This is a genomic window from Vibrio sp. J502, assembly GCF_025397955.1.
GTDB lineage: Bacteria > Pseudomonadota > Gammaproteobacteria > Enterobacterales > Vibrionaceae > Vibrio > Vibrio anguillarum.
Genome location: NZ_CP104554.1, coordinates 2,833,764 through 2,860,446 on the forward strand (window position 1 = coordinate 2,833,764; position 26,683 = coordinate 2,860,446).

The window sequence follows — 26,683 nt, forward strand, 5'->3', positions numbered from 1 at the left end:
TCTAATCTATTTTTGGAATTATTGTAAGGAGTAATAAATATCAACTTATTTAAGCGTTGGCTTGTTTTTTTTAAAAGTAAAATAATAACAAGCTTATTTGTTACCTATCAGTCTCCACTGATTTTACTGACTCTTTTCGAGAGAATAGAAGCAGAATTATTGGCTAGATATTCTACGGCAGAGCGCCGAGTCAACGTTGGAGATAGGGTCAGCTTTGTTGATACAGAAAAGTGTCAACCTTATCAAATTATTATAGTGCTTGGTGAGCGGAACAACCCTAATGATGGTCTCGTATCACTTTACTCTTATTTAGGCGCTTCTATTTTTGGATTACGTGAACAAGAGTGTTTTAAATTATATATTTTAGGAAAAGAGCGAGAATATAAAGTGGTTAATATTCTTCCTGAAAAGTCACTAACGTGTGTAAATTAAATTTCTTCGTTAAAATAAGGAGATTACTATGAGTAAGAAAGATATGAAAAAAGCGCAACTTAGCCTAAAAGAAAAGCGGAAATTAAAGCAAGAAAAAATGGAAGAAAGCAGTGTAATTAAAGAAAGGAAAAAACGCGGAAAATAAAATAAGTTTTCATCGGTTAAAGTGCAAAATAAAGCCTAATGATATCGTTAGGCTTTTTTATGTCTCTGTATTGACTCTATATCCTGCTAAGGAAGGCTTTGTAACTCTACGGAGTATCAGTTTGATTCGATGTCCTCTTTCTAGTTTCTGTTCGCTTTAGCGAGGACTAAAAAATTTTTCAAAAAATCCTTGAAAAGAATTTTAGTGCCCCTATATATATCAATGAAGAGGATGCCGTAAGGACCTCTGGAATGGCGACACAGGTTTGCTCTCTTAAGAGGAGCCTTGTGTTGTGATCATTAAATGTGTTGTTAGCTCCATGTTGAAAGAATGGCTGCTAACGGCTTAGCGTCTATGCGCTAAGGCTATTGCTTATGATGAGGATAGTATGATGAGAACAGTAGATTTCACTCCTTTATACCGTAACGCAATTGGTTTTGACCGTCTATTAAACATGATGGAATCCAGTTCAGCGAAGAATAGTTCTGCGGGTTACCCTCCGTACAATATTGAACAGCAAGACGACAATAAATATCGCATCACGATGGCGGTAGCTGGTTTTTCTGAAGAGCAGATTGAGATTACTCAACAAGAAAATACGCTGATTGTACGTGGCGAACGTAAACCCGAAGAGAATAAAAACTACGTCTACCAAGGTATTGCTGAGCGCGATTTTGAACGTAAATTCCAATTGGCCGACTATGTCAAAGTGCTCGGAGCCACAATGGAAAATGGCTTGCTACACGTGGATCTTGAACGTGAAACACCTGAAGCGATGCAACCACGTAAAATTGCGATTAATGGCAAAAACTTAATTGAGAACAATTAAGTTACTGGCCACATTAAAGTAGTGAAAGAGCGCCTTTTGGCGCTCTTTTTCATGGCAGAAAGGATGAATTACTGTTGATAAGCTAATGCCACTTCTTGAGCAATAATTTGAATGCCCTTTTGCATGGCTTCATCATCTTGCACGTAGTTCATGCGCAGACACTGATGCGCGTGTTGCCAATCGTCTTGTTGACCAATAAAGAAATATTCACCCGGTACAATCAATACTCCTCTGGCTTTTAGACGTTGGTAAAGTTCCATGGTGGTTATAGGGAGCTCATCAAACCAGAGCCATAAAAAGATCGCCCCTTCTGGTTTATGGATACGAAAGCGCGGGTCGCTAATGGCTTGCTTGAGTAACTCGACTGCTCTTTGTGATTTCTGCTGGTAGAAGGGTTTGATCACATCGCGACTGAGCCTTAATAGATCGCCTTTTTCAATCATGTGATGAGCAATGGCTGGGCCGATGCTGCCTGGCGCTAAACTAATGATGCCATTCATGTTGGTTAATGCTTGGGTAATGGTTTCGTTGGCAATGACGATACCGCAGCGCACACCGGGTAAACCCAGTTTCGAAAGGCTCATGCATAAAATGGTGTTGTCATTCCAAAAGGGTTCAATCTCTTCAAAAATGATGTTGGGAAATGGAACGCCGTATGCATTGTCGATAATCAGTGGGATATTGTTCTCTCTAGCCAGCTTATCGAGCTTGTGGATCTCTTGTTCTGTGAGCACATTTCCCGTCGGATTGGTTGGACGGGAAGCACAAATGGCGGCTACCGACGAATCCACGCTCAAGGTTTCGAAATCCACGTGGTATTTGAATAAGCCATTGTCGAGTAGTTCTATTTCTGGGCGATAGGAGACAAAAATATCTTCATCTATCCCGGCATCACCATAACCAATATATTCAGGCGCTAATGGCAGTAAAATTTTCTTATGTGAACCATCAGCTTGCTGGCCAGCAAATAGATTAAATAGATAGAAAAATCCACTCTGGCTGCCATTGGTTAAGCTAATGTTCTTTTCACTGATTTCCCAGCCATAGGTTTCTTTGAGCAGTTTTGCGAGAGATTTAACGAACAGATCTTTACCTTGTGGGCCATCATAGTTGGCGAGGGCAGCGATCAGTTCACCACTGCTAAGCATGTCAGCACTGGTTTGATGAAAGTAGTCAATCATGGCGGGAATGGCGGCTGGGTTACCACCGCCGAGCATAATGGCTCAGGGAGTGCGCAGGCCATCATTGAGATCGTCCATTAACTGGGTAATACCGGAATACTGATTAAATTTTTCACCAAATTTCGAAAACTGCATTGCTGACTGCCTAATTCATTCTTGTATTTGCTTGCATAAAGGGGCATGAAACGATGCCATGCCCATCGAGTAATCCTTGAACATACCCCAATGTTTTTGCGAGTCAAAGCACTATTTTTCGCCAAATAACACACTGCGGTCAGATAAAACAAAAAGCCCAGCGGATGGCCGCTGGGCTTTGATAGATTAATTTGTGTGCCGAAATATCAGCGACTACTTTTGCAGCAGTGAAATATCAGCAATTTGTAGGAACAGATTACGCAAGTTGTTGAGCAGCGTTAAACGGTTTTGTTTTAATGCTTCATCGTCTGCCATCACCATGACATTATCAAAGAAAGCATCAACAGGTTCACGTAGTGCTGCCAGCTTGCTCAGTGCTTGTTGGTAATCACCGGTAGCGAAAGCAGGTTCTAGTGCTTCGGTCATCACTTCCACTTCTTCCGCTAAGGCTTTTTCGGCCGCTTCTTGAAGAAGTGTTAGGTTGATTTCTGCAGCCAGTTCACCGTCAAATTTCGCTAAAATGTTACCGACACGCTTGTTTGCCGCCGCTAGGGCTTCAGCCGCTTCCAGTTCACGGAAGTGGGAAACTGCTTTAACACGTTTGTCAAAATCAGCGGGTTTGGTTGGACGACGAGCAAGTACCGCTTGGATGATGTCGACGCTAAAACCTTCATCTTGATACCAAGCACGGAAACGGCCAAGCATAAACTCAATTACATCGTGCTCAACGTTGTCGTTGGTAAGGCGATCACCAAACAGCGATTTCGCTTTTGCTACGAGGTCAACTAAGTCCAAGTTATAGCCGTATTCAACGATGATGCGCAGTACACCCAGTGATGCGCGACGCAGAGCAAAGGGATCCGAGCCTTTTGGCGCTTGGCCAATACCGAAGATGCCGACTATGGTGTCTAGCTTGTCTGCGATTGCCACAGCGGCGGAAACGCCATTGGTTGGCAGAGCATCGCCAGCAAAGCGTGGCATGTACTGTTCGTTTAGTGCAACGGCGACTTCTTCTGCTTCTCCGTCATGGCGAGCATAATGCATACCCATCACGCCTTGCGTGTCGGTAAATTCAAACACCATTGAGGTCATCAAATCGCATTTAGCCAGTAAGCCCGCACGTTTTGATTTTTCTACATCCGCGCCAATCTGTTCTGCAATGTAACCAGCCAGTTCAGTAATACGGTCAGTTTTATCTTTAATCGTACCCAACTGCTGCTGGAAAATTGCGGTTTCTAGTCGTGGTAGACGATCGACTAATTTGCTTTTGAGATCGGTATTAAAGAAGAATTCCGCGTCCGCTAAGCGTGGACGAACGACTTTCTCGTTGCCTTCGATAACATGGCGAGGCTCTTTCGACTCGATGTTAGAGACGAAAATAAAGTTAGGCAGCAATTGCTTATTCGCGTCGCTCATCTGATGAGAATAAACCGGGAAGTATTTTTGGTCACCTTTCATGGTGTAAACCAAAGCTTCTGACGGTACTTTAAGGAATTTTTCTTCAAATTTCGCCGTCAGCACCACTGGCCATTCAACCAGTGAGGTCACTTCTTCAACCAAGTCATCGTCAAGATCGGCAACACCGCCAACCTGTAGCGCTGCTTTTTGTGCATCCGCAATAATTATCGCTTTACGCGCATCGTAATCGGCGATCACTTTACCGCGCTGTTCTAAAATCGCTGGGTATTGTTCTGCTGAATCGATGGTGAACTCTTTTTCGCCCATAAAGCGGTGACCACGAATGGTGCGCGCAGAAGCTACGCCTAAGATCTCACCTTCGATCAGTTCATCACCCATCAAAATAGTCAGAGTTTTTACTGGGCGGATAAATTGTGTTTCTTTATCACCCCAGCGCATGGGTTTGGCGATAGGCAAGTTTGCTAACGCTTTGGCGGCAAGTTCAACCACAATGGCTTTGGCATCTTGGCCTTTGACTTCCTGTTTGAACAGTAGCCATTCACCTTGTTCTGTTGTTAGGCGATCCGCTTGCTCAACAGTAATGCCGTTACCACGCGCCCAGCCTTGTGCTGCTTTGGTTGGATTGCCATCGGCATCAAAAGCAACAGAAATAGCGGGGCCACGTTTTTCGACCACTTTATCCGCTTGACCTTGGGCCAAGTTGGTCACTTTCAGTGCTAAACGGCGAGGGGTTGCAAACCATTTGATGCCTTCGTGTGCCAGTTCAGCGGTTTTCAATTCTGCGGCAAAGTTAGCCGCAAACGCTTCAGCCAAAGTGCGAAGTTGTTTTGGTGGTAGCTCTTCTGTGCCTAATTCAATTAGAAATTCTTTTGCCATCTTATTTGTCCTCACCCTTTTTACACATAGGGAAGCCGAGTGCTTCACGAGATGCGTAGTACGCTTCTGCAACCGCTTTGGTCAGGTTACGGATGCGTAGGATGTAACGTTGACGTTCTGTCACCGAAATCGCTTTACGCGCGTCCAATAGGTTAAAGGCATGGCCCGCTTTCAAAATACGCTCATAGGCAGGAAGTGGCAGCGGTTTTTCTAGCTCAAGTAGATGCTTACACTCTTTTTCGCACTGGTCGAAGAAAGTGAAAAGAAAATCGACATCCGCGTGTTCGAAGTTGTAAGTGGATTGTTCGACTTCATTTTGATGGTAAATGTCACCATAGGTGACTTTACCTAATGGGCCATCTGTCCAGACTAAGTCATACACTGAATCCACGCCTTGAATATACATGGCGAGACGTTCAATACCGTAAGTGATTTCGCCGGTGACAGGCTTGCACTCAAGGCCACCGACTTGTTGGAAGTAAGTAAATTGAGTTACTTCCATGCCGTTTAGCCACACTTCCCAGCCAAGACCCCAAGCACCTAAGGTTGGGTTTTCCCAGTTATCTTCCACGAAACGAATATCGTGTACTAGTGGGTCAACACCGAGCACCTCTAAAGACCCTAAATACAACTCTTGAATGTTGTCTGGTGAAGGTTTGATGATGACTTGGAATTGGTAATAGTGTTGCAGGCGGTTTGGGTTTTCACCATAACGACCGTCCGTTGGACGACGAGAGGGTTGAACATACGCCGTTGCAATGGGCTCTGGGCCTAAAGCTCGCAGGCATGTCATTGGGTGAGAGGTTCCTGCACCAACTTCCATGTCTAATGGTTGAACAATGGTACAGCCTTGTTGGGCCCAATAATCCTGCAGCGCGAGGATCATACCCTGAAAGGTTTTGATATCGTATTTTTGCATAGTCAGGTTCGCGCGATTCTTCTGTCTGAATGGATGAAAATAACGAACAAGTATACCCAGATATTCGCTCAGCGAGTAGGGGTAATCTTGCTTAATTAATGGTCGAAAATCCGTTTTGGTCGAATTTATCGCATCGATTGTGCCAAATTCCTGCACATGAACGATTTTGACTTATTTCTAACTTGAGATTTTCACTCGGCCTGATTAGAATTGCGCCGTCTTTGGGGAGTAGCTTACCAGTGAGATTTCTTATCTTGATGGTTCGTTCGTCAACATAATTGGTGCCAAATCACCGTGGCGTTCGAGGCTAAAGTCATTTTAGCTTAGCAAGACCTTAGACAAACATCACAAACCGGGGCGGGGAGTGGCGTTTGTCTATGGTTATTATAATTATCCCGCCCCATTGAGCCTGTCGTGAGCGTATTAGCTATTTCAATTACTACCGTCGCCTTAGCTGAAATTGGCGATAAAACCCAACTGCTTTCTCTGCTGCTAGCCAGTCGTTATCGTAAACCTTTGCCTATTATTGCCGCCATTTTTGTCGCAACGATGGTTAACCATGCACTCGCTGCTTGGCTGGGCGTGGTCGTTGCCGATTACCTGTCACCAGAAATCCTTAAATGGGTGTTGGTCGCCAGCTTCCTTGCCATGGCGGGGTGGGTATTAATTCCAGATAAACTCGACGGCGATGAAAAAATTACCAATCGAGGTCCTTTTGTCGCCAGTTTTATTGCTTTTTTTGTCGCTGAAATTGGCGATAAAACCCAAATAGCAACGTCTATTCTTGGTGCACAATATGCTGATGCTCTACTGTGGGTGGTGCTCGGAACGACAATTGGTATGTTGCTAGCTAACGTACCTGTGGTGCTGATTGGTAAATTATCCGCCGATAAAATGCCGCTAGGACTTATTCGTAAAATCACGGCGGTACTCTTTTTGATATTAGCGATCGGCGCGGCGATTTGGTAATTCCAATCGATTAGATGATTGGGCGAGTGAGCGTGACACAATTTATTACTCAACTTGTCGCCCAACGTCTACGGTTGCGTGATGAGTGACAAATTTATGCCATACTGGTCATGTTACTGTAGTGCTAGATGATGCAAGTCTAAGAGGGAATGCATATGCTGACACGTTATATGGGAATGACCGCCAAGAGCCAAAGTTACTTGTTTACGTTCGGTTTTGTGCTGACGTTGTTGGGTATGGCGTTGACGGAAATGTGGCTACCCATGGTGGCCGGCGCAATCATATTGTGTGGCTTAATGGTGGAATCTTGGATCCGAGTCGCGCACATTATCCCGATGCACGATGAAATTCGAACCCTGCAAAAGCAGATCACAAAACTACAATCAGAGATCCGCACCATCGAGTTTAATGAGTAGTGTGTAGCGCAATGAATCAATGAATCAATGAATTAATAGCAAAAGGCGGCCCTTTTGAGGTCGCCTTTTCTTTTGCGTACGCATCACTTAGATCGAGGCTTAACTCAATCCTTTCTTAATCAAATAGAGATAGGGCAATGTGTCCACTTTCTCCGCAATTAACTGATGATCCATAAAGCGGCAAAAACTGGGAATGTCTCGAGTGGTTGACGGGTCATCGGCTTTCACTAGTAAAATTTCGCCATCTTGCATGGTTCGAATGGTTTTTCTGACCATCATTACAGGCTCGGGACAGCGCAATCCTTCGGCTTCGAGTGTTTGTGTGGCAAGTGCCGGATCAAATGTCATATTCAAACCTAATCGATGTTATCGCAAGGCGTAGATAATACTGGCGAGGAAAAAATATTCAATAACCACTTGGCAAAGTGATCTTTTTGTTTTAACTTACTTAACAAGTTGATAACAATTTAGTGAGGCACTTATGTTAACAGCGCTTGATAGGTTAACCATTTATTCGGTTCTCTGCTTTATCTCATTTTGTGCCTTAGTGATGCGAACGCCTGCAGAAACGTCGTGGATGCCACTTTTTGGTGTCAGTGCGTCACTGGTTGGGATCTGGCTTGAGATGCATCTTTGGAAAGGCATCTCAGAAGAGCAGAATCACTAATCCATCACATATTGATCAACGCATTGCACTAATACGACACGTAACACATTCCGACACTATCCCCATTTTCTTGGGCTTCCCCGCTGAAAGGCGGGATTTTTTTTGCCTAACGCGTACACTGAGCCTATTTACCAATGACAAAAGTGGGGTTATTGCATGGAGTTGGAAGATATCTATCGTCGCGATCTGAATTTATTGATTGCACTGAGAGTGTTGATAGAAGAGAGCAGTGTCAGTAAAGCGGCCCAGCGTTTAAATCTTAGCCAGTCAGCCATGAGCCGTGTATTAGGCCGGTTACGTGATCTGCTCAATGATCCTCTTTTTACGCGTCAAGGTCAGCATCTCATTCCGACTGAAAAAGCGCTGGAGCTTAATCGCGCCTTAGGCGAGCCATTGGAGTCTCTACGTCAAATCCTTTCACCTATTGAATTTGACCCCCAGCAATGTGAACAAACCTTCACCATTGCCACGACAGATTACGCAATGCAGACCATCTTACCGTTTGCTTTACCAAGGATATATCAAGAGGCACCAAACGTGTCGTTTGAGTTTTTACCTTTGCAGCATGATAGGTTGGCCGATCAACTGACTTATGAAGGAGCTGATTTAGCGATTTGTCGCCCAACGTCGCCAGTAGCACCATTGATGAGTGAGGTGCTTGGGCGAGTCGGTGTGCTTTGTTTGCTCTCCCAACACCATCCGTTGGCGAATCGGCAGATCTCTTTAGCGGATTACCTGACATACCCTCATGCGATGATTGCGATCAGTGATGGTGTTAATGCCTTAATTGAACAAGCATTAAGTGGGCAGCCTAAACGGAAAATGGTGCTCAGAGCCTATCATTTAGAAGCCGCGCTAGCGATTGTTGATACCATGCCATTGATTATTACGGTGCCTGCGGATCTGGCTTATTTAGTGGCAGAACGTTACGCATTAGTGGTGAAGCTGTTACCGTTTCAGTTTACGCCGTTTGACTACTCTATGATTTGGCACTCGCGATGTGAGCATTCTCCTGCCCAAGAATGGTTAAGGCAGATCGTCAAGCAAGAGTGCAGCCGGTTGATTGCTAAGCGTATTGAAGAGATGCAGTTAGAGGGGTAAAATCATCAAGCTTTGAGTAAGACCAAAGCTTGATGAATGAATGGTTTAAAGCTTAATCACCACGCGACCAGTCACTTGACCATTGGTGATCGTTTCAGCGTACTGCGCTGTTTGTTCGAGGGTGATTTCCTCACACGCTTGCTCAAAGTAGCTTGCAGGTAGCAGTTTCGCTAAGCTTTCCCATGCTGCCATGCGTTTTTCTAGCGGGCAAGAGACGGAGTCGACACCTTGCAGGCGTACATTGCGCAAAATGAACGGCATGACGGTGGTGGGCAAATCAAAACCACCCGCTAAACCACACGCGGCAACCGTGCTGTTGTAGTCCATTTGGGCTAACACTTTGGCTAACATTTTGCTGCCTACTGTATCGACCGCGCCAGCCCAAATCTGTTTTTCCAGCGGACGAGCTGGCTCTTCAAATTCGCTGCGATCAATAACGCGGCTTGCTCCTAGTTTTTCTAGCAGTGGACCATTTTGTTCAACACGACCAGTTACCGCAGCAACTGTATAACCTAGCTTAGCTAATAGTGTTACAGCAACTGAACCCACGCCGCCACTGGCACCCGTCACCAATATTTCACCCTTTTCCGGTTGAATACCCGCATCTAAAATGGCTTGCACGCAAAGCATGGCAGTAAAGCCAGCAGTGCCAATCATCATCGCTTTTTTGCTATCAAGACCGTGCGCGAGTGGTACTAACCAATCGGCTTTCAAGCGTGCTTTTTGCGCCATACCACCCCAATGGTTTTCACCCACTCCCCAACCGGTTAGTACAACTTTATCACCGGTTTGGTAGCGAGTATCTTGGGATTCAAGTACGGTTCCCGCAAGATCAATGCCCGGTACCATAGGGAAATTGCGAATGATTTTGCCTTTACCTGTAATGGCTAAACCATCTTTGTAATTCAATGATGAGTAATCGACCGCGACTAAAACTTCACCTTGCGGTAATTGTGATTCGTCGATTTGTTCAATGGTGGCAACTGTGTTTTTTTCTTGTTGATTAAGGATTAACGCTTTAAACATTCGGATCTCCAGATTGGCACAGCAAGCATAAGATGTCGCTAAGTGTAGTACTGAATTAACTATGACTAAAATGAAACTTTAGCATTGGTTCTATGCGTATTATGCATCACTCATAAAAAATGCCAGTCGTGGGACTGGCATTGAGCTTTAGGATAAGAAGAACTGGTATGAAGGATTGTCCGTCTCATCTTTGCATTGGTAACCCAATTCTCTAAGGTGAGCGGAGAAGCGGTTTAAATCGCTTTCTTCGAGTTCAAAACCACACAATACGCGGCCATAATCGGCGCCATGATTGCGGTAATTAAACAAGCTAATGTTCCAGTGTGTGCCAAGCGTGCTGAGAAATTTCAGCAGAGCGCCCGGATATTCCGGAAATTCGAAGCTGTATAATCGCTCTTTTAGCGGCTTAGAGGGTTTGCCTCCAATCATATAACGGACATGCAGTTTGGCCATTTCATCATCCGATAGATCCACCACAGGGTAGCCACCTTGGCGTAAATCGTGAATGATGTTGTCGAGCTCTTCTTGCCCACTTAACAGGCGTACACCGACGAAAATATTGGCCAGCTTGTCATCGTTATAGCGATAGTTGAACTCGGTGACCGCGCGACCGCCAATGATATTACAAAACTCAAAAAACGCGCCTTGACGTTCAGGTATGGTCACCGCCAAAAGCCCTTCACGTTTTTCGCCTAGCTCACATCGCTCCGACACGTAACGCAAGCCGTGGAAATTGGTGTTAGCCCCTGAAAGTACGGTGCCTAACTGTTTATCCACCAGCTTATGTTTTTCCGCGAATTTCTTCAGACCAGCCAGAGCAAGCGCTCCAGAAGGTTCGGCAATCGCACGCGTGTCTTCGAAGATATCTTTAACCGCCGAGCAGATTTCATCGCTTGATACCGTGATGTGGCCATCAATGTATTGCTGACACAAACGGAAGGTTTCATCACCAATACGTTTTACCGCCACACCGTCGGCAAACATGCTGACTTGGTCAAGCACCACGGGTTTACCTGCCTCGAGTGCTGCTTTTAAACAAGCAGAATCTTCAGGTTCAACCGCAATGACTTTGATTTCTGGCATCAGCTGTTTGATGAGCACCGCGACCCCAGCGGCTAAACCGCCACCGCCGACTGGTACAAAAATGTAATCAAGGTGGCCATTTTGTTGCAGCATTTCCATGCCAATCGTGCCTTGCCCTGCAATGACCAGTGGGTGATCGAACGGTGGGACAAACGTATAACCTTGCTCGTGAGCCAAGCGTTCCGCTTCGGCTTTGGCTTCATCAAAGTTGTTGCCATGCAAAATCACCAAACCGCCAAAACCGCGCACCGCTTCGACTTTGATATCAGGGGTAGTTTTAGGCATCACAATGGTGGTTTTAATGCCTAATTTTGTTCCCGATAGAGCCATTCCCTGCGCGTGGTTGCCTGCTGACGCGGCAATCACCCCAGCTTGTTTTTGCACCTCAGATAAACTCGACACCATATTATAAGCGCCACGTAATTTAAAAGAGTGCACAGGCTGGCGATCTTCACGCTTGAGCTGAACGCGATTTTTGATGCGCGCCGATAAGCGGGGCATATCCTGCAGTGGCGTCACCGTTGCGACGTCATACACGGGGGCGCGCAGGATCTGGCGCAGATAATCTGCGCCAGTTTGAGTTGCGTTACCTGAGTCGCTCATCCGCTAGCCCTCTAGCTTAGATTTGTCTCGAACAGCCCCTTTATCAGCGCTGGTGGCCATACTTGCGTAGGCTTTCAATGCCAAAGAGACTTCACGTTGGCGATTGACAGGTTTCCAACCGAGCTTATCTTGTTTCACGCGGCGCTCAGCCAGTTCAGCTTCAGAAACGTTGAGCGTAATGGAGCGGTTTGGAATATCGATGGCGATAATATCCCCAGAGTTCACCAAACCTATCGTGCCGCCGTTGGCTGCTTCTGGAGAAACGTGACCAATTGATAAACCGGAAGTCCCGCCAGAGAAACGACCGTCAGTCAGTAGCGCGCACTCTTTGCCTAGCCCCATTGATTTGAGGTACGTGGTTGGGTAAAGCATTTCTTGCATACCCGGGCCGCCTTTCGGGCCTTCATAGCGGATGACGACAACATCACCAGCCTTCACTTTACCGCCTAAAATACCTTCAACGGCACTTTCTTGGCTTTCAAAGACCACGGCTGGGCCTGCAAATTTCAGACTACCTTCATCAACCCCTGCTGTTTTTACAATACAGCCATCAACGGCAATGTTGCCTGATAGAACGGCTAGGCCACCATCTTGGCTAAAAGCATACTCTTTGGTACGAATACAGCCTTCTTTGCGATCGTCATCGAGGCGATCCCAGCGGCATTGTTGTGAGAAGGCTTTAGTGGTACGAATGCCCGCAGGACCGGCACGGAAAAAGGTTAAGACATCTTCATCTTGCGTTTGCATGATGTCGTATTGAGCCAACTGCTCTTTCATCGATAAACCCAACACGGTGCGAGTTTGATTATTGATGAGACCGGCGCGATCCAATTCACCAAGAATCGCCATCACCCCACCCGCGCGGTGTACATCTTCCATGTGATATTTTTGAGTCGATGGCGCGACTTTACACAGATGAGGTACGCGGCGTGACATGCGGTCGATATCACCCATGTCAAAATCGATTTCACCTTCTTGAGCGCCTGCTAATAGGTGCAATACCGTGTTGGTTGAGCCGCCCATGGCAATATCGAGCGCCATCGCATTTTCGAACGCGGCTTTGTTGGCAATATTACGCGGTAAGGCGGATGCATCATCTTGCTCGTAGTAACGCTTGGTTAATTCAACAATGCGTTTACCTGCGTTGATGAAGAGCGCTTCACGATCGGCATGCGTGGCCAACATCGAACCATTACCCGGTTGAGAAAGTCCCAATGCTTCGGTGAGACAGTTCATTGAGTTGGCGGTAAACATGCCAGAACAAGAACCACAGGTTGGGCAGGCCGAGCGTTCAATTTGTTCACTTTGTGCATCGGAGACTTTAGGGTCAGCGCCTTGGATCATCGCATCGACCAAATCGAGTTTGATGATTTGATCAGAAAGCTTGGTTTTACCCGCTTCCATTGGCCCGCCAGAAACAAAGATGACGGGAATATTAATGCGCAGTGCCGCCATCATCATCCCAGGGGTGATTTTGTCGCAGTTGGAAATGCAGACCATCGCATCAGCGCAGTGCGCATTAACCATGTACTCGACAGAGTCTGCGATCAACTCGCGTGATGGTAGTGAGTACAGCATGCCGCCATGCCCCATGGCGATACCATCATCTACCGCGATGGTATTAAATTCTTTGGCGATGCCGCCGGCTTTTTCGATTTCACCCGCAACCAATTGCCCCATATCTTTGAGGTGCACGTGGCCCGGTACGAATTGAGTGAACGAGTTAACCACCGCAATAATCGGCTTACCGAAATCTTCATCTTTGACGCCAGTGGCGCGCCATAATGCGCGCGCTCCAGCCATATTACGTCCGTGTGTCGTTGTTGCGGATCTATACTTTGGCATTGTCTATCGTCCTCTATTACTTCGGTTGTGGGTACACGTAATCCAACCAGCCCCACTTGTCTTCAGTGGTGCCGTTAAATAGGCCAAAGTAAGCTTCTTGCATCACTTTCGTGATTGGCCCACGTTTGCCCTCTCCAACCGTAATTTGGTCTACGCTCCGTACAGGGACGATTTCGGCGGCGGTGCCAGTCATAAAAATTTCGTCAGCAAGGTAGAGAGCTTCACGCGCAATGTTCACTTCACGCACTTCGTAGCCCATTTCTTTAGCCAGCGTCATGATCGAATCACGCGTGATGCCCGGCAAGATGGAGCTGGTGGTTGGTGGCGTGAGCAGCACACCGTTTTTGATGACGAAAATGTTTTCGCCTGCACCTTCAGATAAATAACCATCCACGCTTAAGGCGATACCTTCGGCATAGCCATGACGACGAGCTTCACCACCGACAAGCAGAGACGATAAATAGTTACCACCCGCTTTGGCTGCGGTTGGAATGGTGTTTGGCGCAGCGCGATGCCAGCTAGAAACCATCGCATCCACACCATTTTCTAGCGCTTCATCACCTAAGTAAGCACCCCAAGGGAAGGCGGCAATGATTAACTCCATTTCAGTATTCACTGGTGGGCAAACGCCAAGGCCAACGTTGCCAACAAAGCCAAGTGGGCGAATGTAGGCTGAATCCAGTTTATTGACGCGCAATGTTTCACGTGTCGCTTCCATGATCTCTTCTATCGTATAGGGGATAGGGAAACGGTAAATTTTTGCTGAATCTTTTAGGCGTTGAGCGTGCTCTTTATGACGGAAGACGATTGGACCTTTAGGAGTGTTATAACAACGCACACCTTCAAACACCGAAGTGCCGTAGTGCATTGCGTGTGTCAGTACATGAACGTTTGCATTTGCCCACGGAACCATTTCACCGTTGAACCAAATGTAATCTGCAGTTTTTGTTGCCATTTATTGCCTTCCTTATGCACAAATCTTTTGTTGTAAATTGTTATTCGGTAGTTCGTTATTTTTTATTGGGGTGACATCGACACTGCGAATATCCCATAATTTTTCAATTTGATTGATCAGTGTGCTGATGGGGCGATCACTATCAACAATGATTTCAACACTGGCGACTTTGCTGGCGTGGTTTTGCGTTGCGGCCACTTGTTTTATCACAAATCCACGATGGCGAATCACGCGCAGAACACGCTCTAATAGCACCGGTTTATCATCGGCTTTGATGTCTAATAGGTATCTATCCATTAGGTGTTCTCCAACATATCACTATTTGAGGCGCCCGGTGGTACAAGCGGCCATACGTTTTCTTCTTCATCAATCAAAACGTGAAGCAGATAAGCTGTTTTGCTGGCCAGCATTTCTTTAAGTGCTGGTTCAACTTCTTCTTTTTTGGTGATGGTTTTGCCAGGAATATCGAACGCCTTAGCTAGCATCACGAAATCTGGGTTGTCATCCAAAATCGTTTCACTATGGCGGCCATCAAAGAACAGCGATTGCCATTGGCGCACCATACCCAAACGGTGGTTGTTCAGTAGTACCATCTTGACCGGGATTTGGCGGCGCTTGAGCGTACCAAGTTCTTGAACATTCATCATGAACGAGCCATCCCCAGAAATGAGAATGGATTGATCATCTGGGCGAGCAACGGCAGCGCCCATTGAGGCGGGCAACCCAAAGCCCATAGTTCCAAGGCCAGCTGAGGTGATGAAGTTCTGTGGAGCACGCGGCTGAATGTGCTGCGCGGCCCACATTTGATGTTGGCCAACGTCGGTTGAGACGATGGCTGAATCGGGCATCATGTCGGACAGTTGTTTGAGTAACAATGGTGCAAAAATGAGATCGCCCGGGTGGTCATAGCGCCACTTAAAGCCACTGCGCAAACTTTCACTGTGGTGAACCCACGGTGCGATATCACGCGTCAGTTCCAGTTGTGGAAGAATGAGATTGATGTCACCACGTAGTGACGCATTGGCGATACGGAGTTTATTAAACTCGGCCGCATCGATATCGATATGAATCACTTTGGCGTGTGGTGCAAAAGTATCCAGTTTTCCCGTTACTCGGTCATCAAAGCGCGCTCCAACCACAATCAACAAATCACACTCTTGAACGACCAAGTTTGCCGCCTTAGTCCCATGCATACCAAGCATGCCAAGGTAGTGCGGGTCATGGCGCTCAATCGTGCCCAAGCCTTTTAAGGTACTTACTGATGGCATCGGATTGAGGCGTAAAAACTCGCGTACGGAATCGGTCGCTTTGGCCAGTTGAACGCCACCGCCAACATACAATACAGGACGAGAGCTTTGTGAAAGCAGTTGTTGCGCTGCGTGAAGCTGCTCTTGGCTGGCAACTGGCATGGCTGGCGCAGTGAACGCAGGTAGCTCAGTCACGGGGGTTTTTGCCAGTTGTACATCTTTAGCGATATCCACAATCACCGGGCCGGGGCGACCCGCTTTCGCTACCTCAAAGGCTTCGGCAAGGGTGGGTGCGAGATCGTGGATATCGGTAACGAGGTAGCTGTGTTTGGTGCAAGAGAGTGACATACCAATCACGTCCATCTCTTGAAAAGCATCGGTACCAATGTGCGAGCTTGCGACTTGGCCGGTGATGGCGACAAGGGGGATTGAGTCAAGAAATGCATCTGCAAGACCAGTGACCAAATTGGTCGCTCCGGGTCCTGAGGTGGCCATGCACACCGCGACATCTTGTGTCGAGCGCGCCATGCCAATCGCCGCCATGGCTGCACCTTGTTCGTGGCGACAGAGGATGTGTTCTACACCGCCATCGTATAATGCATCATAGATTGGCATGATAGCGCCGCCGGGATAACCAAAAACGGTTTTGATTCCCTGCTGCTTTAATGCGGCTACAACCAGTTGTGCTCCTGTCATCGTAACCCTCCCAAACTGTGTATGGCACAGTAAACCATGTTGTGTTTGCACTTCATGTGCGCTCCCATTCTTCCTGTCATATCGGGTTGGATAATCGCCAACCAGTATGAACTTTTTAGTTTAATAGTTGTAAAAAAACCCCCGGACTTTTCAGTGCGGGGGTCTTTTGAATCTGGTGGTTATTTTGCGCCCACTAGCCCCCGCGCGGAATCAATAATGACCACGATAATCAGGCTTAGCAGTAGGTTAATGTGAGCGTTCAAATTCATCACTTAATTCTTAAAATAGTTGGCGTAATATCTTACGAAATTGTTTGCGTCTCTAATGGTAACACACAATTCCGTTAAATGACAAGCAAAAACTCATTCTTTTTTCACATTCTTTCAGCATCACAACAAGCTATATAACAATCTCTCGTGTGCAAATAAGGGCGCAGAAACAGAACGAACGCTTTTTAAACAACCACAAAGGAATGAAATGGGACTCGCAATTATTCACAGCCGAGCCAGTGTTGGCGTGCAAGCACCGACAGTGACAGTTGAAGTACATATTAGCAATGGCATGCCCGGTTTTACGTTGGTTGGCTTGCCAGAAACGACGGTCAAAGAGTCTCGTGATCGCGTGCGCAGCGCTATCATTAATTCCCGCTTTGAGTTTCCCGCCAAGCGTATTACGGTCAATCTAGCGCCGGCGGATCTCCCCAAAGAGGGCGGTCGATTTGATTTACCGATCGCGTTGGGGATTTTGGCAGCCTCACAGCAGATAGCGCTAACGAAGTTAGATGGGTATGAGTTTATTGGTGAATTAGCCTTATCTGGTGAGTTGCGTCCTGTTAAAGGTGTATTACCCGCCGCTTTAGCTGCGAATCGAGCCAAGCGCTGTTTGGTGGTGCCTCATGGTAATGGTGATCAAGCCGCGTTAGTGGCAAAAGATCAGCATAAATCGGCGCAAACGCTGCTTGAGGTGTGTGCTGATTTGTGTGGCCAGCAAACCCTCTCTCTTTTTCAAACCGAACCTAAGCCGTGCCGAGATAAAAACACTCGCGATCTGCAAGATATCATTGGTCAACAGCAAGGAAAGCGAGCGTTAGAAATTGCCGCTGCGGGCAACCATAACCTGCTTTTTCTCGGTCCACCCGGAACGGGTAAAACCATGCTTGCCTCTCGGTTGTGTGATTTATTGCCAGAAATGAATGAGGATGAAGCGATGGAAACCGCTTCGGTTGCTTCTCTGACTCCACAAGACATCAACCAGCACAACTGGAAGCAAAGGCCATTTCGCTCACCTCATCATTCCAGTTCAATGGCGGCGCTGGTCGGTGGTGGTTCTATTCCGAGGCCGGGTGACATTTACATTGCTAAAGAGTAATAATTGAACACATGCAGTGCATTTTTACATCATATTTATGTACTGATAAACAAAGATATTGTGTAATGACTTCACTAAAACATGTTTACGCGCTACTGGGTTAGATTATGTCTGTTCGTACAATTCCAAAAAACTACCGAAACTTAACAGGGTTGGCTGCATCGACTAAAGCGGAAAAGCCGTTCTTTGAGTCGACGTTAGAAAGAGATTTCTTAACGTTGTTAGAGTTTGATAGAAGCGTCTATACATATGACGTTCAGCCAATAGAGGTTTCTTGGACAGATGACAATGAACGTCACCGAGTTTATACACCGGATGTTTTAGTTCATTACTATCCTCCTCAACAGAATATTCTCTATGAAGTTAAATATCGTAGTGACCTCAGAGCGAACTGGAAAGAGCTAAAACCAAAGTTTAAAGCAGCTATTTCTCATGCAAAATCTAATGGTTGGAGGTTTAAGCTAATTACAGAAGTAGAAATTCGAACCTCATATATGGAAAACGCTCGTTTTTTACTTCCTTACTTGCGAGTAGAAACTAACGAAGAGCACAGTGATATGTTGTTACGTCAACTTGTTCAGATGCGTCAGTGTTCCATTGAGGCACTTATAAAGGCCATCTTTAATGATCGTTGGGCACAAGCTGAGTTAGTTCCTACGCTTTGGTACTTAATTGCTTCAGGTAGAGTTTGTACAGATCTGAATATACCTCTAACGATGTCATCCAATATTTGGCTTAGGAAATGAAAATGATTAAATCTTCAAGTTCTACACTTTCATTTCAGCAAGGTAGTGTGGTTTATTTTGGTGCAAATGAATTCCAAGTCATTCAAATAATCGATCTCACCTATGTGCTTTGTGAAAATATTAAAACGAAAGAGATATGTCGTCTCAGAATAGATGATCTGAATGCGGAACCAACAAAAGAGATGACACCCTCTGCTGTAGCAATAGATGCTCTTCCCGATAAGGATTGGCAATTAGCCCAAGCAAGACTCGAAATTATAAGACCTCTTGTTCACCAAGATGGACGCACTAAGGATGACGTAGATTCTGTTGCAGAAAGCCATGGCTTGCATCGAAATACTATCTATAAATGGCTTCGTTTATATGAGTCGCAAGGATTACTGTCCAGTTTAGCTCCAAAAACTCGCTCAGACTCGGGATCAAAGAAATTATCACAAGAGAGTGAAGCTATAGTCTCTGCCTGCATTGAAGATGAATACTTATCTAAGCAGAGAAAATCGATAGCAAATCTTTATATAGAAATAAAAAGACAATGCCGAAACGCCGGAATTTGTGCACCACATGTCAATACAGTAAGAAACCGAGTTAACCTGCTTTCCTCCGATTTAAAAATTAGAAAGCGCTTTGGAGCTAAAAAATCCCATGAGTCTCTTCATATGAACCAAGGGATGTTTCCGCATGCGGAATATCCACTCTCAGTCATTCAAATTGATCACACTCCGCTAGATATTGTTTTGGTTGATGAAATTCATCGACAACCGCTAATGCGTCCTTGGGTAACAATGGCGATAGATGTATATAGTCGAATGGTTGTGGGGTTCTATGTTTCTTTTGACCCACCAGGAGCAGTTAGTGTAGGTGCATGCTTATCTCATGCGATTTTGTCAAAAGAGCATTGGATTGTTGAAAATGAAGTAGATGCTACTTGGCCCTGCTGGGGCTTTCCTCGAACCGTTCATGCCGATAATGCAAAAGAATTCAGAGGAAGAATGTTGCAACTCGCTTGTGACCAGTATGGTATCAACCTTGAGTGGAGACCTGTTGCAAGACCACATTTTGGTGCGCATATCGAACGGTTGCTCGGAACATTTGCGAAAAGGATCCATGCTCTACCGGGAACAACGTTTTCAAGCACTTCTGAAAGAGAAGGTTATGATTCAGCTAAACACTCTGCTTTCACTCTTAAAGAGTTTGAGCGTTGGTTAGGGTTGCTAATCGTCCAGTCGTACCATAATAGTTTTCATACAGGAATAAATAACACTCCTCTAGCTAGATATGAAGAAGGTATTTTGGGAGGGAAGAACTCGAAAGGCGTTGGGCTGCCTGCGAGAGTAAAAGATGAAAAAACACTCAGACTTAACTTTCTTCCCTTTGAAGAACGGACTATTCAAGCGTATGGCGTGCAGATAGACAATGTTCATTATTATCATGACGTGCTTCGTATATGGATTAACTCAACCGTAGAAGGAAATAGTAAACAGAAGCGCAAGTTCATTTTTCGTCGAGACCCTCGGGATATCAGTACCATCTGGTTTTATGATCCGCAGCTTGAAATGTACTACCCAATACCTTATCGGAACACTTCTTTTCCAGCGGTAACCATATGGGAGTTCAAGGCTGCACTTTCAAAACTCAAAGAAGAAGGCCGTAGAGCTGTAGATGAGGACATAATATTTGATGCAATTGAGAAAATGCGTCTTATAGAGTCTTCAGCAGTTAGTGATACGAAGAAAGCACGTAGAGCGGATCAGCGTAGACGTTCGTCTTCTGCTAAATCAGTTAAGACGCAGTTGAAAAATACAGCACTCACCCTTCCATCCGAACCATCTGAAGAGCTCTCATTTGATGAAGACGATGAGGAAACAGTTCAACCATTTGACGAATTATTGGACATGAATCGCTATGAGTGAATTGAAAAAGAAAATGTACCCTCATTTGAGCTCCGCTGCTTTGGAATATGTTGACAGTTCTACAGACGATAGAATTCGATACATTCGTTCTCCAAGGTGGATTGGTTATACACGGGCGAAAGAAATACTGAGTAAGTTAGAAGACTTACAGGCTTATCCCAAACGACACCGGATGCCAAATCTACTTATTGTAGGAGAGAGTAATACTGGGAAAACGATGCTTGCTGAGCGATTTCTTGATATGAATCTTGCGTATGAACGAGAAGATGGTGAGGGGATCGTTATTCCAGCTCTTTATGTGCAGTCTCCTCCTGTTCCCAATGAATCTAGGCTATACAACAATATTTTAAATAAGCTGTTTGCACCATATCGCCCGTCTGATTCTATTGATAAGAAGAGCTTTCAAGTCTTACAGTTGATGAAGCATTGCAACGTGAAAATGCTAGTCCTTGACGAAATTCACTCCCTACTAGCGGGTAGTCTAGAGAAGCAGAGGATGTTTTTGAGCGTACTTAGAAATCTAGGTAATGAACTTCAAATTCCAATTGTAGGCTTAGGTACCCGAGATGCATTGAGAGCTATAAAAACCGACCCTCAATTAGAAAATAGATTTAAACCTGTTTTGCTACCGCGTTGGGAATATGGAATAGACTTTAGACGTTTATTAGTAAGTTTCGAATGTATGTTGCCTCTAAAAAAAGCGTCAGGGCTGCAAAGTAAAAAGATTGCTTTTAAGCTACTCACAATGAGTGAGGGGCTGTTAGGAGAGTTATCAGAACTGTTGTCCGAAGCCGCGGTGATGGCCGTAGAGACAGGTAAAGAACAAATAGATATAGAGCTTCTATCATAAATTGACTGGATGTCTCCAACTCAACGGAAAACTCAAAGTGTTTAATGTTTCTTGGCCAATGCATCCTCAGCCTCTACCAGATGAGATTTTTTCATCTTGGATGGCTCGGGCCGCCGTATGTAATGGTGAAGGTTTATCTCGCTTCATAAAGCTAACGATTCCAGAACTAAGAGCAATAGATAAGAGTATTGACAACTTTCTTTCAGAAACAATGATTAAGCGCGTTTCAACGAAAATGAATACTTCTTTTCGATGTGTTCACCAAACAACGCTAGATAGCTATGTTGGCTTTGTATGTGAAACTGATACGAACCGTTGTCATAGAAAGTACAATATTCTCAACTCTGGGGAAACGAGCGCACTTCGTTATTTTCAGCAGTTTTGTCCTATATGCCTTAAGGAAGGAAAGGCGTATTTCAGGAAAACATGGCGCTTAAGCTTTGTGACCGTATGCTGTGTTCATAATTGCTTATTGGAAGACAGATGCTCCAAGTGTGGTTCGCCAGTCTTAGTTATGAGTAATAAACACCAAGACAAACGCAGGACTTATCTTGGCTCAATATCCACTTGTCATAAATGTTTGCATGATCTTTCAGATATAGATAGAAGGCCTGCTTTAGAGTCTGTCATAAAGTATGCGCCCCATGATCCCACGGGGCGTTTTAATTTGAATGTGAGAAGTTCCAGGGAAGCAGTGAGTTGATATCAGGCTCAGACTTTGCCAGCTCTTTCATACATTTGACCATGTAATCGTAGAGTATCAGTCCGTTCGCTTTCGCCGTCTCGATGATGCTATACAGCAAAGCACTCGCATCAGCACCAAGCGGATTCGTCGAGAATAACCAATTTTTTCTGCCAATGACCAGCGATTTGATTGCGCGTTCCGCTCGGTTGTTGTCGATAGATAAATGCCCATCTTCAACATAGCGTATCAGCTTAGGCCACTGACCCAAGGTGTACTGTATCCGCCCCATGATCCCACGGGGCGATATTGTTAGTGTTGGAAGTTCCAAGGCAGGAGTGCATCGATATCAGGCTCAGATTTCGCTAGCTCTTTCATGCACTTAACCATGTAGTCGTAAAGGATAAGGCCGTTGGCTTTCGCTGTCTCGACGATACTGTAAAGCATCGCGCTCGCTTCAGCTCCATTGGGATTGGTCGAGAAGAGCCAGTTCTTTCTGCCTATAACCAGCGGTTTTATTGCGCGTTCAGCACGATTATTGTCTATCGATAAGTGACCGTCATCGATATAGCGGCTCAGCTTCGGCCACTGACCGAGCGTGTATTTTATCGCTTTACCCAGCGGGCTAGACTCAAGCACTTTCTGAGTTGTCATCCATTCATAAAGCTCATCCAGTATCGGCTTAGCATGCTCTTGGCGCTCTGCTTTCCGTTTTTCGGCACAGGCACCTTTTAAGCGTGATTCTATTCCATAGAGTTTCTGGATTTTAGCCAATGCACTATCCGCTTTGCCTGACTTGCCTTTGCCTTGCAGCTTTTTCGCCTCCATGAACTTGCGCCGAGCATGCGCCAAGCAACCGACATTGGTGACGAGATGAAGCCCATCATAAACACCATAGCCATCGGTTTGTAGATAACCACTGTAATCCCCCAAGAAGGCAACAGGGCACGCCCTAGCTCGACTGTTTTGATAGTCGTACAAGACGATATTTCTCACATTAGGGAGGGCGGCTTCAGGCGAGTCTGCGCCCGAGCAGTAAAGCCACATATAACACTGTTTATCTTCTTTGAGGACATTGAGCGGCGTTTCATCCGCCTGAATCACCACTTGCTCAAGTAGGTGCGTTTTTAAGGCCGCGTAAAGTGGAGCGAACTTCTCACTGACTTGGATAATCCACCTTGCCATGGTGGTTCGTGAGAGTTCGATACCCGACTGGGTAAACAGGGATTCTTGGCGGTAAAGTGGCATCGCGTATTGATATTTGCCGAGGATGATATTGGCCAACAAGCTTTCTGTGGCGAAGCTCTTCGGGATAATGCTTTGCGGCGCTGGCTTTTGAACGACGTGGTTTTTGTCTTCTGTTTGCTCGCATTGGCGGCAAGCATATTTAGGACGAACATATTCCAACACTTTTAGTACCGCTGGCGTGAACTCAAGTTTCTCGCTACGGTCTTCACCGATTTTATGCAGGTTATGTTGACAGCAAGTGCACTGCTTTTCATCGTCGTTTAAATCGAGTTCGATAACTTCACGAGGCAAGGTCTTTGGCAGTGGTTTGCGTTTACCACGTTTCTTCTTTGTGATGGTCGTTGTGACAACTTCAACCTCTTCTTCCTTAGCGGCCTCACACTCCGCTTCGTTGAAGAGATCACCTTGAGATTCATCGTAAGGCTTTAACGCCTCCGAGCGTTTAGCGAACTGACGGTCGAAGGCAAGTTTGAGCTGTTCAAGCAGCGATTGACGCTCTTGTTTCAATTGGGTTTCTGACGCCAACAGCGCTTTCACCATCGCTTGTAGCTCGGCAACATCTTGGCTTTCTGAGTTGATATTTGGCGTCTTTTTCATGGCATTGATTATACTAAAATCATGCCGTTAATGCTTGGTGGATATGGCTATATTATCGCTTAAGTCATTGTAAAATCGTTTATTCTAACGGGTTTATGGCCGATAATCGTGAAGCCAGAAAGCAGTCTGTCAAGCTCGAATTGAGTTAGGGTAAACACCTCATTTTGCTCTTTTGATGGCCACTTGTACTTGGCTTTTTCAAGGCGCTTGTACCAAAGAGCAAAGCCTGTTTTATCCCAGTACAGCACTTTGATTTTGTCGCGCTGTTTGTTGGTGAACAGGAACAGTGCGCCGCTGCCCAAGGGCAAGTCGGTGTCATTTTCGATAATCGCAGCGAGGCCGTTGATGGACTTTCTAAAATCGACGCTTTCGCGATAGAGATAGATTTCGGGAGCACTGAGCATACGTTTCATGACAGCGCACCGATAAGCTCTGCGAGATAGGTCGCTGGCGTGCCTTGTGGGATGCTCAGTTCAACATCATTGACGAGCAGCGTCATATTGGCAACGACAACGTGAGTGGCTTGATACTTTGTGGTCTTTTCAACGACTTCTGCTTTAACAAAGCCAACCGTGTTCGGTTTTTCGATGTGCTTTAACTGTTGGCGCTTAGCGTAAAAAGTGGAGAGGCTCAGTCCGTTACGTTCACAGAATAATCGTTGTGATAGTTGGCTGGATTCATAGTGTTCGAACAGGGTTCGCCATTCTTGGTTAGTGCGTCGTTTGGCCATTTCAAATCTCCTTTGGGTTGGAGGTTTGATCTTATTATTCGGGCTAGGTGATTAGAATGCGGGGTTTATGACGCGCTTACGAAAGAGCTGGCAAAGTCTGAGCCTGATATCAACTCACTGCTTCCCTGGAACTTCTCACATTCAAATTAAAACGCCCCGTGGGATCATGGGGCGCATACACTATTGCTTAATGAAAGTACCTTCACTGGTAATAAAAATTCTTAGACTACAGCACATTATAGGGCCTGAAATCATTACCAAAGCTTATCAACCATTAACGCTTCAGGGCAATCTTGATTCAGGCTAATTTGTGCAACAGGCTGTTGCATAATTGGAGTTGTTGGTAGTGTTTGCTGATTCTGCAACAACTGAATTTTCTCATGGCTCAGACAATTTCAGACAATTATTGCAAAGGTTGCAACAGTTCAACTGCCGAGAACTCCTCGGTAGTTACTTGATAAGCAATGTGCATATTTTACACATTAGCCAGTTCTATTGCCCAAACTGTATTGTCTTCCAACTGGTACATCAAAACATTTACCTCCATATGGAAGGACGGACGTAAGAGGCTGCATTAGAAATTTTGGTGGCATTTGTTTATAGGCTCTTCTCCGCTTTCATGAGTCTGTATGCACAGGCTCATTCATCATAATCACATGATTTATAATGCTTATTTTAAAAATAAGTCAGTAGTCTATTTTGTCGTCTTTGTCTTCCTCGTTATTTAGCTTTAAAGGCCAGTGTGTTGAATCTTGTTCAATAGAAGAAATGTCCCAAGGCGTACTCGTTCGCTGTCGTCGAGATCGTAGGTATAAAGTCAAAGAGCCAATATCAGGGACTTCCTGCACCGTCGATCACTACGTTAAAAGACGTCTTCAAGATTTACCTGTGAGTGGGCGACCTTGTACGATTGAGGTTGAGCTGGCTAAAACTAGAGACAAAGAAGGACGACGGTTGATCGAAGAGACTGAATATGTGGCTAAAGGTGGTCGTTATACCGCTCGCTTTTGCAAGTTCATCAGTGGGTTATGTCGCCATATGAGCATACATGCCGTCTCTCAACATTTAGGAATCCGCTGGGAAACAGTAAAAAATATCGATAGGGAATACTTGCGTTCAAGCCTACCAGCATTAGACCCCGAGAAACTGAATAACTTGGTTCATATTGGCGTCGATGAAGTTGCCAGAGCCAAGAGACACGATTATATGACGGTTGTTTATGACCTCGTCTCTGGGCATTTAATTTGGGTTGAACATGGCCGAAAAGCAGAAGTTCTGATCTCCTTCTTTGAGCAACTATCAGAAGAAACCAAATCAGGAATCAAAGCAGTATCAATGGATATGGGCCAGTCTTACCAGTCGGCGGTCAGGAAAATGCTTCCCAATGCTGATATTGTTTTTGACCGATTTCATGTCATGCAGAACTACTGCATCTTAATCAAAAAAGAGAGAGCAAAAGCTTTTAGAAATGGCTCTCACGACGAAAAAAAAATGTTGAAAGGAACGCTCTTCCTCCTACTGAAAAACGCTCACAAATTGGATGATAGGCAGTCTGACAGACTTGATGACTTACTTGAGAGCAACAAGACTTTGTGCGTTGTTTACATGCTCAAAGAGCAGCTACAAGCCATATGGGATGAACCCGATTACGAAACAATGGTGGCAGCTCTAGAAGCTTGGTGTCGTCTTGCCAAATCGACCAGAATACTTTCCTTAATTAATTTTGCCGATGCTTTATTGGAAAGAAAAGTGGGTATTTGTAACTACGGAAAATACAAACTGACTAACGCTCGGGTAGAAGCAGGTAATGTCTCGATTGGCTTACTCAGACGAAGGGCAAGAGGGGTGAGAGATACAGACTATTTCAAATTGAAGATCAGACAAACATCGGTTCCCGATACACACTCAACTTTTTACCCAAATATCAAGCTCACCTAAGCGGAGAAGAGCCTGTTTATATAATGATAGGTAAATGAAGGAAGAGTATAAGGTTTCCTAAACCGCGGGA

General features: G+C 45.4%; 23 protein-coding genes, 3 pseudogenes and 1 riboswitch. Of the genes and pseudogenes, 12 read left to right on the plus strand and 14 right to left on the minus strand.

Annotated elements, in window-relative coordinates:
* The first annotated feature begins 159 nt into the window (after positions 1–159).
* Entirely contained in the window at positions 160–432 is a 273-nt protein-coding gene (locus tag N5E84_RS13240) for a GreA/GreB family elongation factor (RefSeq protein WP_017046366.1), read from the plus strand.
* A gap of 536 nt (positions 433–968) precedes the next feature.
* A complete protein-coding gene (locus N5E84_RS13245) occupies positions 969–1,406 on the plus strand; it encodes an Hsp20 family protein (RefSeq protein ID WP_010319943.1) in 438 nt (145 codons plus the stop codon).
* 68 nt (positions 1,407–1,474) lie between these two features.
* Here N5E84_RS13245 and N5E84_RS13250 read toward each other — a convergent pair.
* The 3 genes and pseudogenes from N5E84_RS13250 to glyQ all read right to left on the minus strand — a co-directional run bounded on the left by N5E84_RS13250 (position 1,475) and on the right by glyQ (position 5,936).
* Positions 1,475–2,722, minus strand: a pseudogene (locus N5E84_RS13250) (valine--pyruvate transaminase).
* Between the two features lie 213 nt (positions 2,723–2,935).
* Positions 2,936–5,017: a glycine--tRNA ligase subunit beta gene (glyS, locus tag N5E84_RS13255; RefSeq protein ID WP_019281084.1), complete on the minus strand. Its 2,082-nt coding sequence runs from the start codon at positions 5,015–5,017 to the stop codon at positions 2,936–2,938.
* Position 5,018: 1 nt separating this feature from the next.
* Complete coding sequence (gene glyQ, locus N5E84_RS13260) at positions 5,019–5,936, minus strand: glycine--tRNA ligase subunit alpha (protein WP_013855568.1); 918 nt, start codon at positions 5,934–5,936, stop codon at positions 5,019–5,021.
* Between the two features lie 211 nt (positions 5,937–6,147).
* Positions 6,148–6,260: riboswitch (yybP-ykoY riboswitch) on the plus strand.
* Positions 6,261–6,350: 90 nt separating this feature from the next.
* On the opposite strand from glyQ, the gene N5E84_RS13265 reads away from it, so the two are divergent.
* On the plus strand, positions 6,351–6,905 hold the full coding sequence (locus N5E84_RS13265; RefSeq protein ID WP_017046363.1) for a TMEM165/GDT1 family protein: 555 nt from the start codon (positions 6,351–6,353) through the stop codon (positions 6,903–6,905).
* Between the two features lie 155 nt (positions 6,906–7,060).
* Positions 7,061–7,321: a hypothetical protein gene (locus N5E84_RS13270; protein ID WP_010319938.1), complete on the plus strand. Its 261-nt coding sequence runs from the start codon at positions 7,061–7,063 to the stop codon at positions 7,319–7,321.
* Between the two features lie 99 nt (positions 7,322–7,420).
* Here N5E84_RS13270 and tusA read toward each other — a convergent pair whose 3' ends face one another.
* Positions 7,421–7,669, minus strand: coding sequence for a sulfurtransferase TusA (gene tusA / locus N5E84_RS13275; RefSeq protein WP_010319937.1), 249 nt, complete (start codon positions 7,667–7,669; stop codon positions 7,421–7,423).
* Between the two features lie 133 nt (positions 7,670–7,802).
* Between tusA and N5E84_RS13280 the strand changes: the two genes are divergently transcribed.
* Both N5E84_RS13280 and N5E84_RS13285 read left to right on the plus strand, forming a co-directional pair.
* The gene (locus tag N5E84_RS13280) at positions 7,803–7,988 is read left to right on the plus strand and encodes a hypothetical protein (protein ID WP_010319936.1); all 186 of its coding nucleotides are present in this window, start codon (positions 7,803–7,805) and stop codon (positions 7,986–7,988) included.
* Positions 7,989–8,144: 156 nt separating this feature from the next.
* Positions 8,145–9,089, plus strand: a complete 945-nt coding sequence (locus N5E84_RS13285) for a LysR family transcriptional regulator (protein ID WP_019281698.1) — start codon at positions 8,145–8,147, stop codon at positions 9,087–9,089.
* Positions 9,090–9,134: 45 nt separating this feature from the next.
* Here the strand turns inward: N5E84_RS13285 and N5E84_RS13290 are convergent, their stop codons facing one another.
* The 6 genes from N5E84_RS13290 to ilvG all read right to left on the minus strand — a co-directional run bounded on the left by N5E84_RS13290 (position 9,135) and on the right by ilvG (position 16,544).
* Positions 9,135–10,115, minus strand: a complete 981-nt coding sequence (locus N5E84_RS13290) for an MDR family oxidoreductase (protein ID WP_017047824.1) — start codon at positions 10,113–10,115, stop codon at positions 9,135–9,137.
* Positions 10,116–10,262: 147 nt separating this feature from the next.
* Entirely contained in the window at positions 10,263–11,801 is a 1,539-nt protein-coding gene (ilvA, locus tag N5E84_RS13295; RefSeq protein ID WP_017046359.1) for a threonine ammonia-lyase, biosynthetic, read from the minus strand.
* Between the two features lie 3 nt (positions 11,802–11,804).
* A complete protein-coding gene (gene ilvD, locus N5E84_RS13300) occupies positions 11,805–13,646 on the minus strand; it encodes a dihydroxy-acid dehydratase (RefSeq protein ID WP_019281699.1) in 1,842 nt (613 codons plus the stop codon).
* Between the two features lie 16 nt (positions 13,647–13,662).
* The gene (gene ilvE, locus N5E84_RS13305; protein WP_010319931.1) at positions 13,663–14,601 is read right to left on the minus strand and encodes a branched-chain-amino-acid transaminase; all 939 of its coding nucleotides are present in this window, start codon (positions 14,599–14,601) and stop codon (positions 13,663–13,665) included.
* Between the two features lie 12 nt (positions 14,602–14,613).
* A complete protein-coding gene (ilvM, locus tag N5E84_RS13310) occupies positions 14,614–14,898 on the minus strand; it encodes an acetolactate synthase 2 small subunit (RefSeq protein WP_010319930.1) in 285 nt (94 codons plus the stop codon).
* Positions 14,898–16,544 (minus strand): acetolactate synthase 2 catalytic subunit, encoded by a 1,647-nt coding sequence (ilvG, locus tag N5E84_RS13315; protein ID WP_017044151.1) that lies wholly within the window; start codon positions 16,542–16,544, stop codon positions 14,898–14,900. The genes ilvM and ilvG overlap by 1 nt, the downstream gene beginning before the upstream one ends.
* A gap of 477 nt (positions 16,545–17,021) precedes the next feature.
* On the opposite strand from ilvG, the pseudogene N5E84_RS13320 reads away from it, so the two are divergent.
* The 5 genes and pseudogenes from N5E84_RS13320 to N5E84_RS21390 all read left to right on the plus strand — a co-directional run.
* Positions 17,022–17,903: pseudogene (locus N5E84_RS13320) on the plus strand (YifB family Mg chelatase-like AAA ATPase); the annotation flags it as partial.
* A 116-nt stretch (positions 17,904–18,019) separates the two neighbouring features.
* On the plus strand, positions 18,020–18,658 hold the full coding sequence (locus N5E84_RS13325) for a heteromeric transposase endonuclease subunit TnsA (RefSeq protein WP_019281701.1): 639 nt from the start codon (positions 18,020–18,022) through the stop codon (positions 18,656–18,658).
* Between the two features lie 2 nt (positions 18,659–18,660).
* On the plus strand, positions 18,661–20,568 hold the full coding sequence (locus N5E84_RS13330; protein ID WP_019281702.1) for a Mu transposase C-terminal domain-containing protein: 1,908 nt from the start codon (positions 18,661–18,663) through the stop codon (positions 20,566–20,568).
* Positions 20,561–21,418 (plus strand): TniB family NTP-binding protein, encoded by an 858-nt coding sequence (locus N5E84_RS13335; RefSeq protein ID WP_019281703.1) that lies wholly within the window; start codon positions 20,561–20,563, stop codon positions 21,416–21,418. Before N5E84_RS13330 ends, N5E84_RS13335 begins: the two co-directional genes overlap by 8 nt.
* Before the next feature lie 58 nt (positions 21,419–21,476).
* Positions 21,477–22,121 (plus strand): TniQ family protein, encoded by a 645-nt coding sequence (locus tag N5E84_RS21390; protein ID WP_410001439.1) that lies wholly within the window; start codon positions 21,477–21,479, stop codon positions 22,119–22,121.
* Here N5E84_RS21390 and N5E84_RS13340 read toward each other — a convergent pair.
* The 4 genes and pseudogenes from N5E84_RS13340 to tnpA form a co-directional block, all read right to left on the minus strand.
* Positions 22,081–22,383 (minus strand): annotated as a pseudogene (locus N5E84_RS13340) (transposase); the annotation flags it as partial. The gene N5E84_RS21390 and the pseudogene N5E84_RS13340 sit on opposite strands and share 41 nt — an antisense overlap.
* 29 nt (positions 22,384–22,412) lie before the next feature.
* Entirely contained in the window at positions 22,413–23,945 is a 1,533-nt protein-coding gene (locus tag N5E84_RS13345) for an IS66-like element ISVa11 family transposase (RefSeq protein WP_069211897.1), read from the minus strand.
* 59 nt (positions 23,946–24,004) lie between these two features.
* Positions 24,005–24,358, minus strand: coding sequence for an IS66 family insertion sequence element accessory protein TnpB (gene tnpB / locus N5E84_RS13350; protein ID WP_019283195.1), 354 nt, complete (start codon positions 24,356–24,358; stop codon positions 24,005–24,007).
* Positions 24,355–24,675: an IS66 family insertion sequence element accessory protein TnpA gene (gene tnpA, locus N5E84_RS13355; RefSeq protein WP_019283194.1), complete on the minus strand. Its 321-nt coding sequence runs from the start codon at positions 24,673–24,675 to the stop codon at positions 24,355–24,357. The genes tnpB and tnpA overlap by 4 nt, the downstream gene beginning before the upstream one ends.
* A 768-nt stretch (positions 24,676–25,443) precedes the next feature.
* Here tnpA and N5E84_RS13360 point away from each other — a divergent pair.
* Positions 25,444–26,613: an ISL3-like element ISVa10 family transposase gene (locus N5E84_RS13360; protein WP_076611988.1), complete on the plus strand. Its 1,170-nt coding sequence runs from the start codon at positions 25,444–25,446 to the stop codon at positions 26,611–26,613.
* Positions 26,614–26,683: the final 70 nt, after the last annotated feature.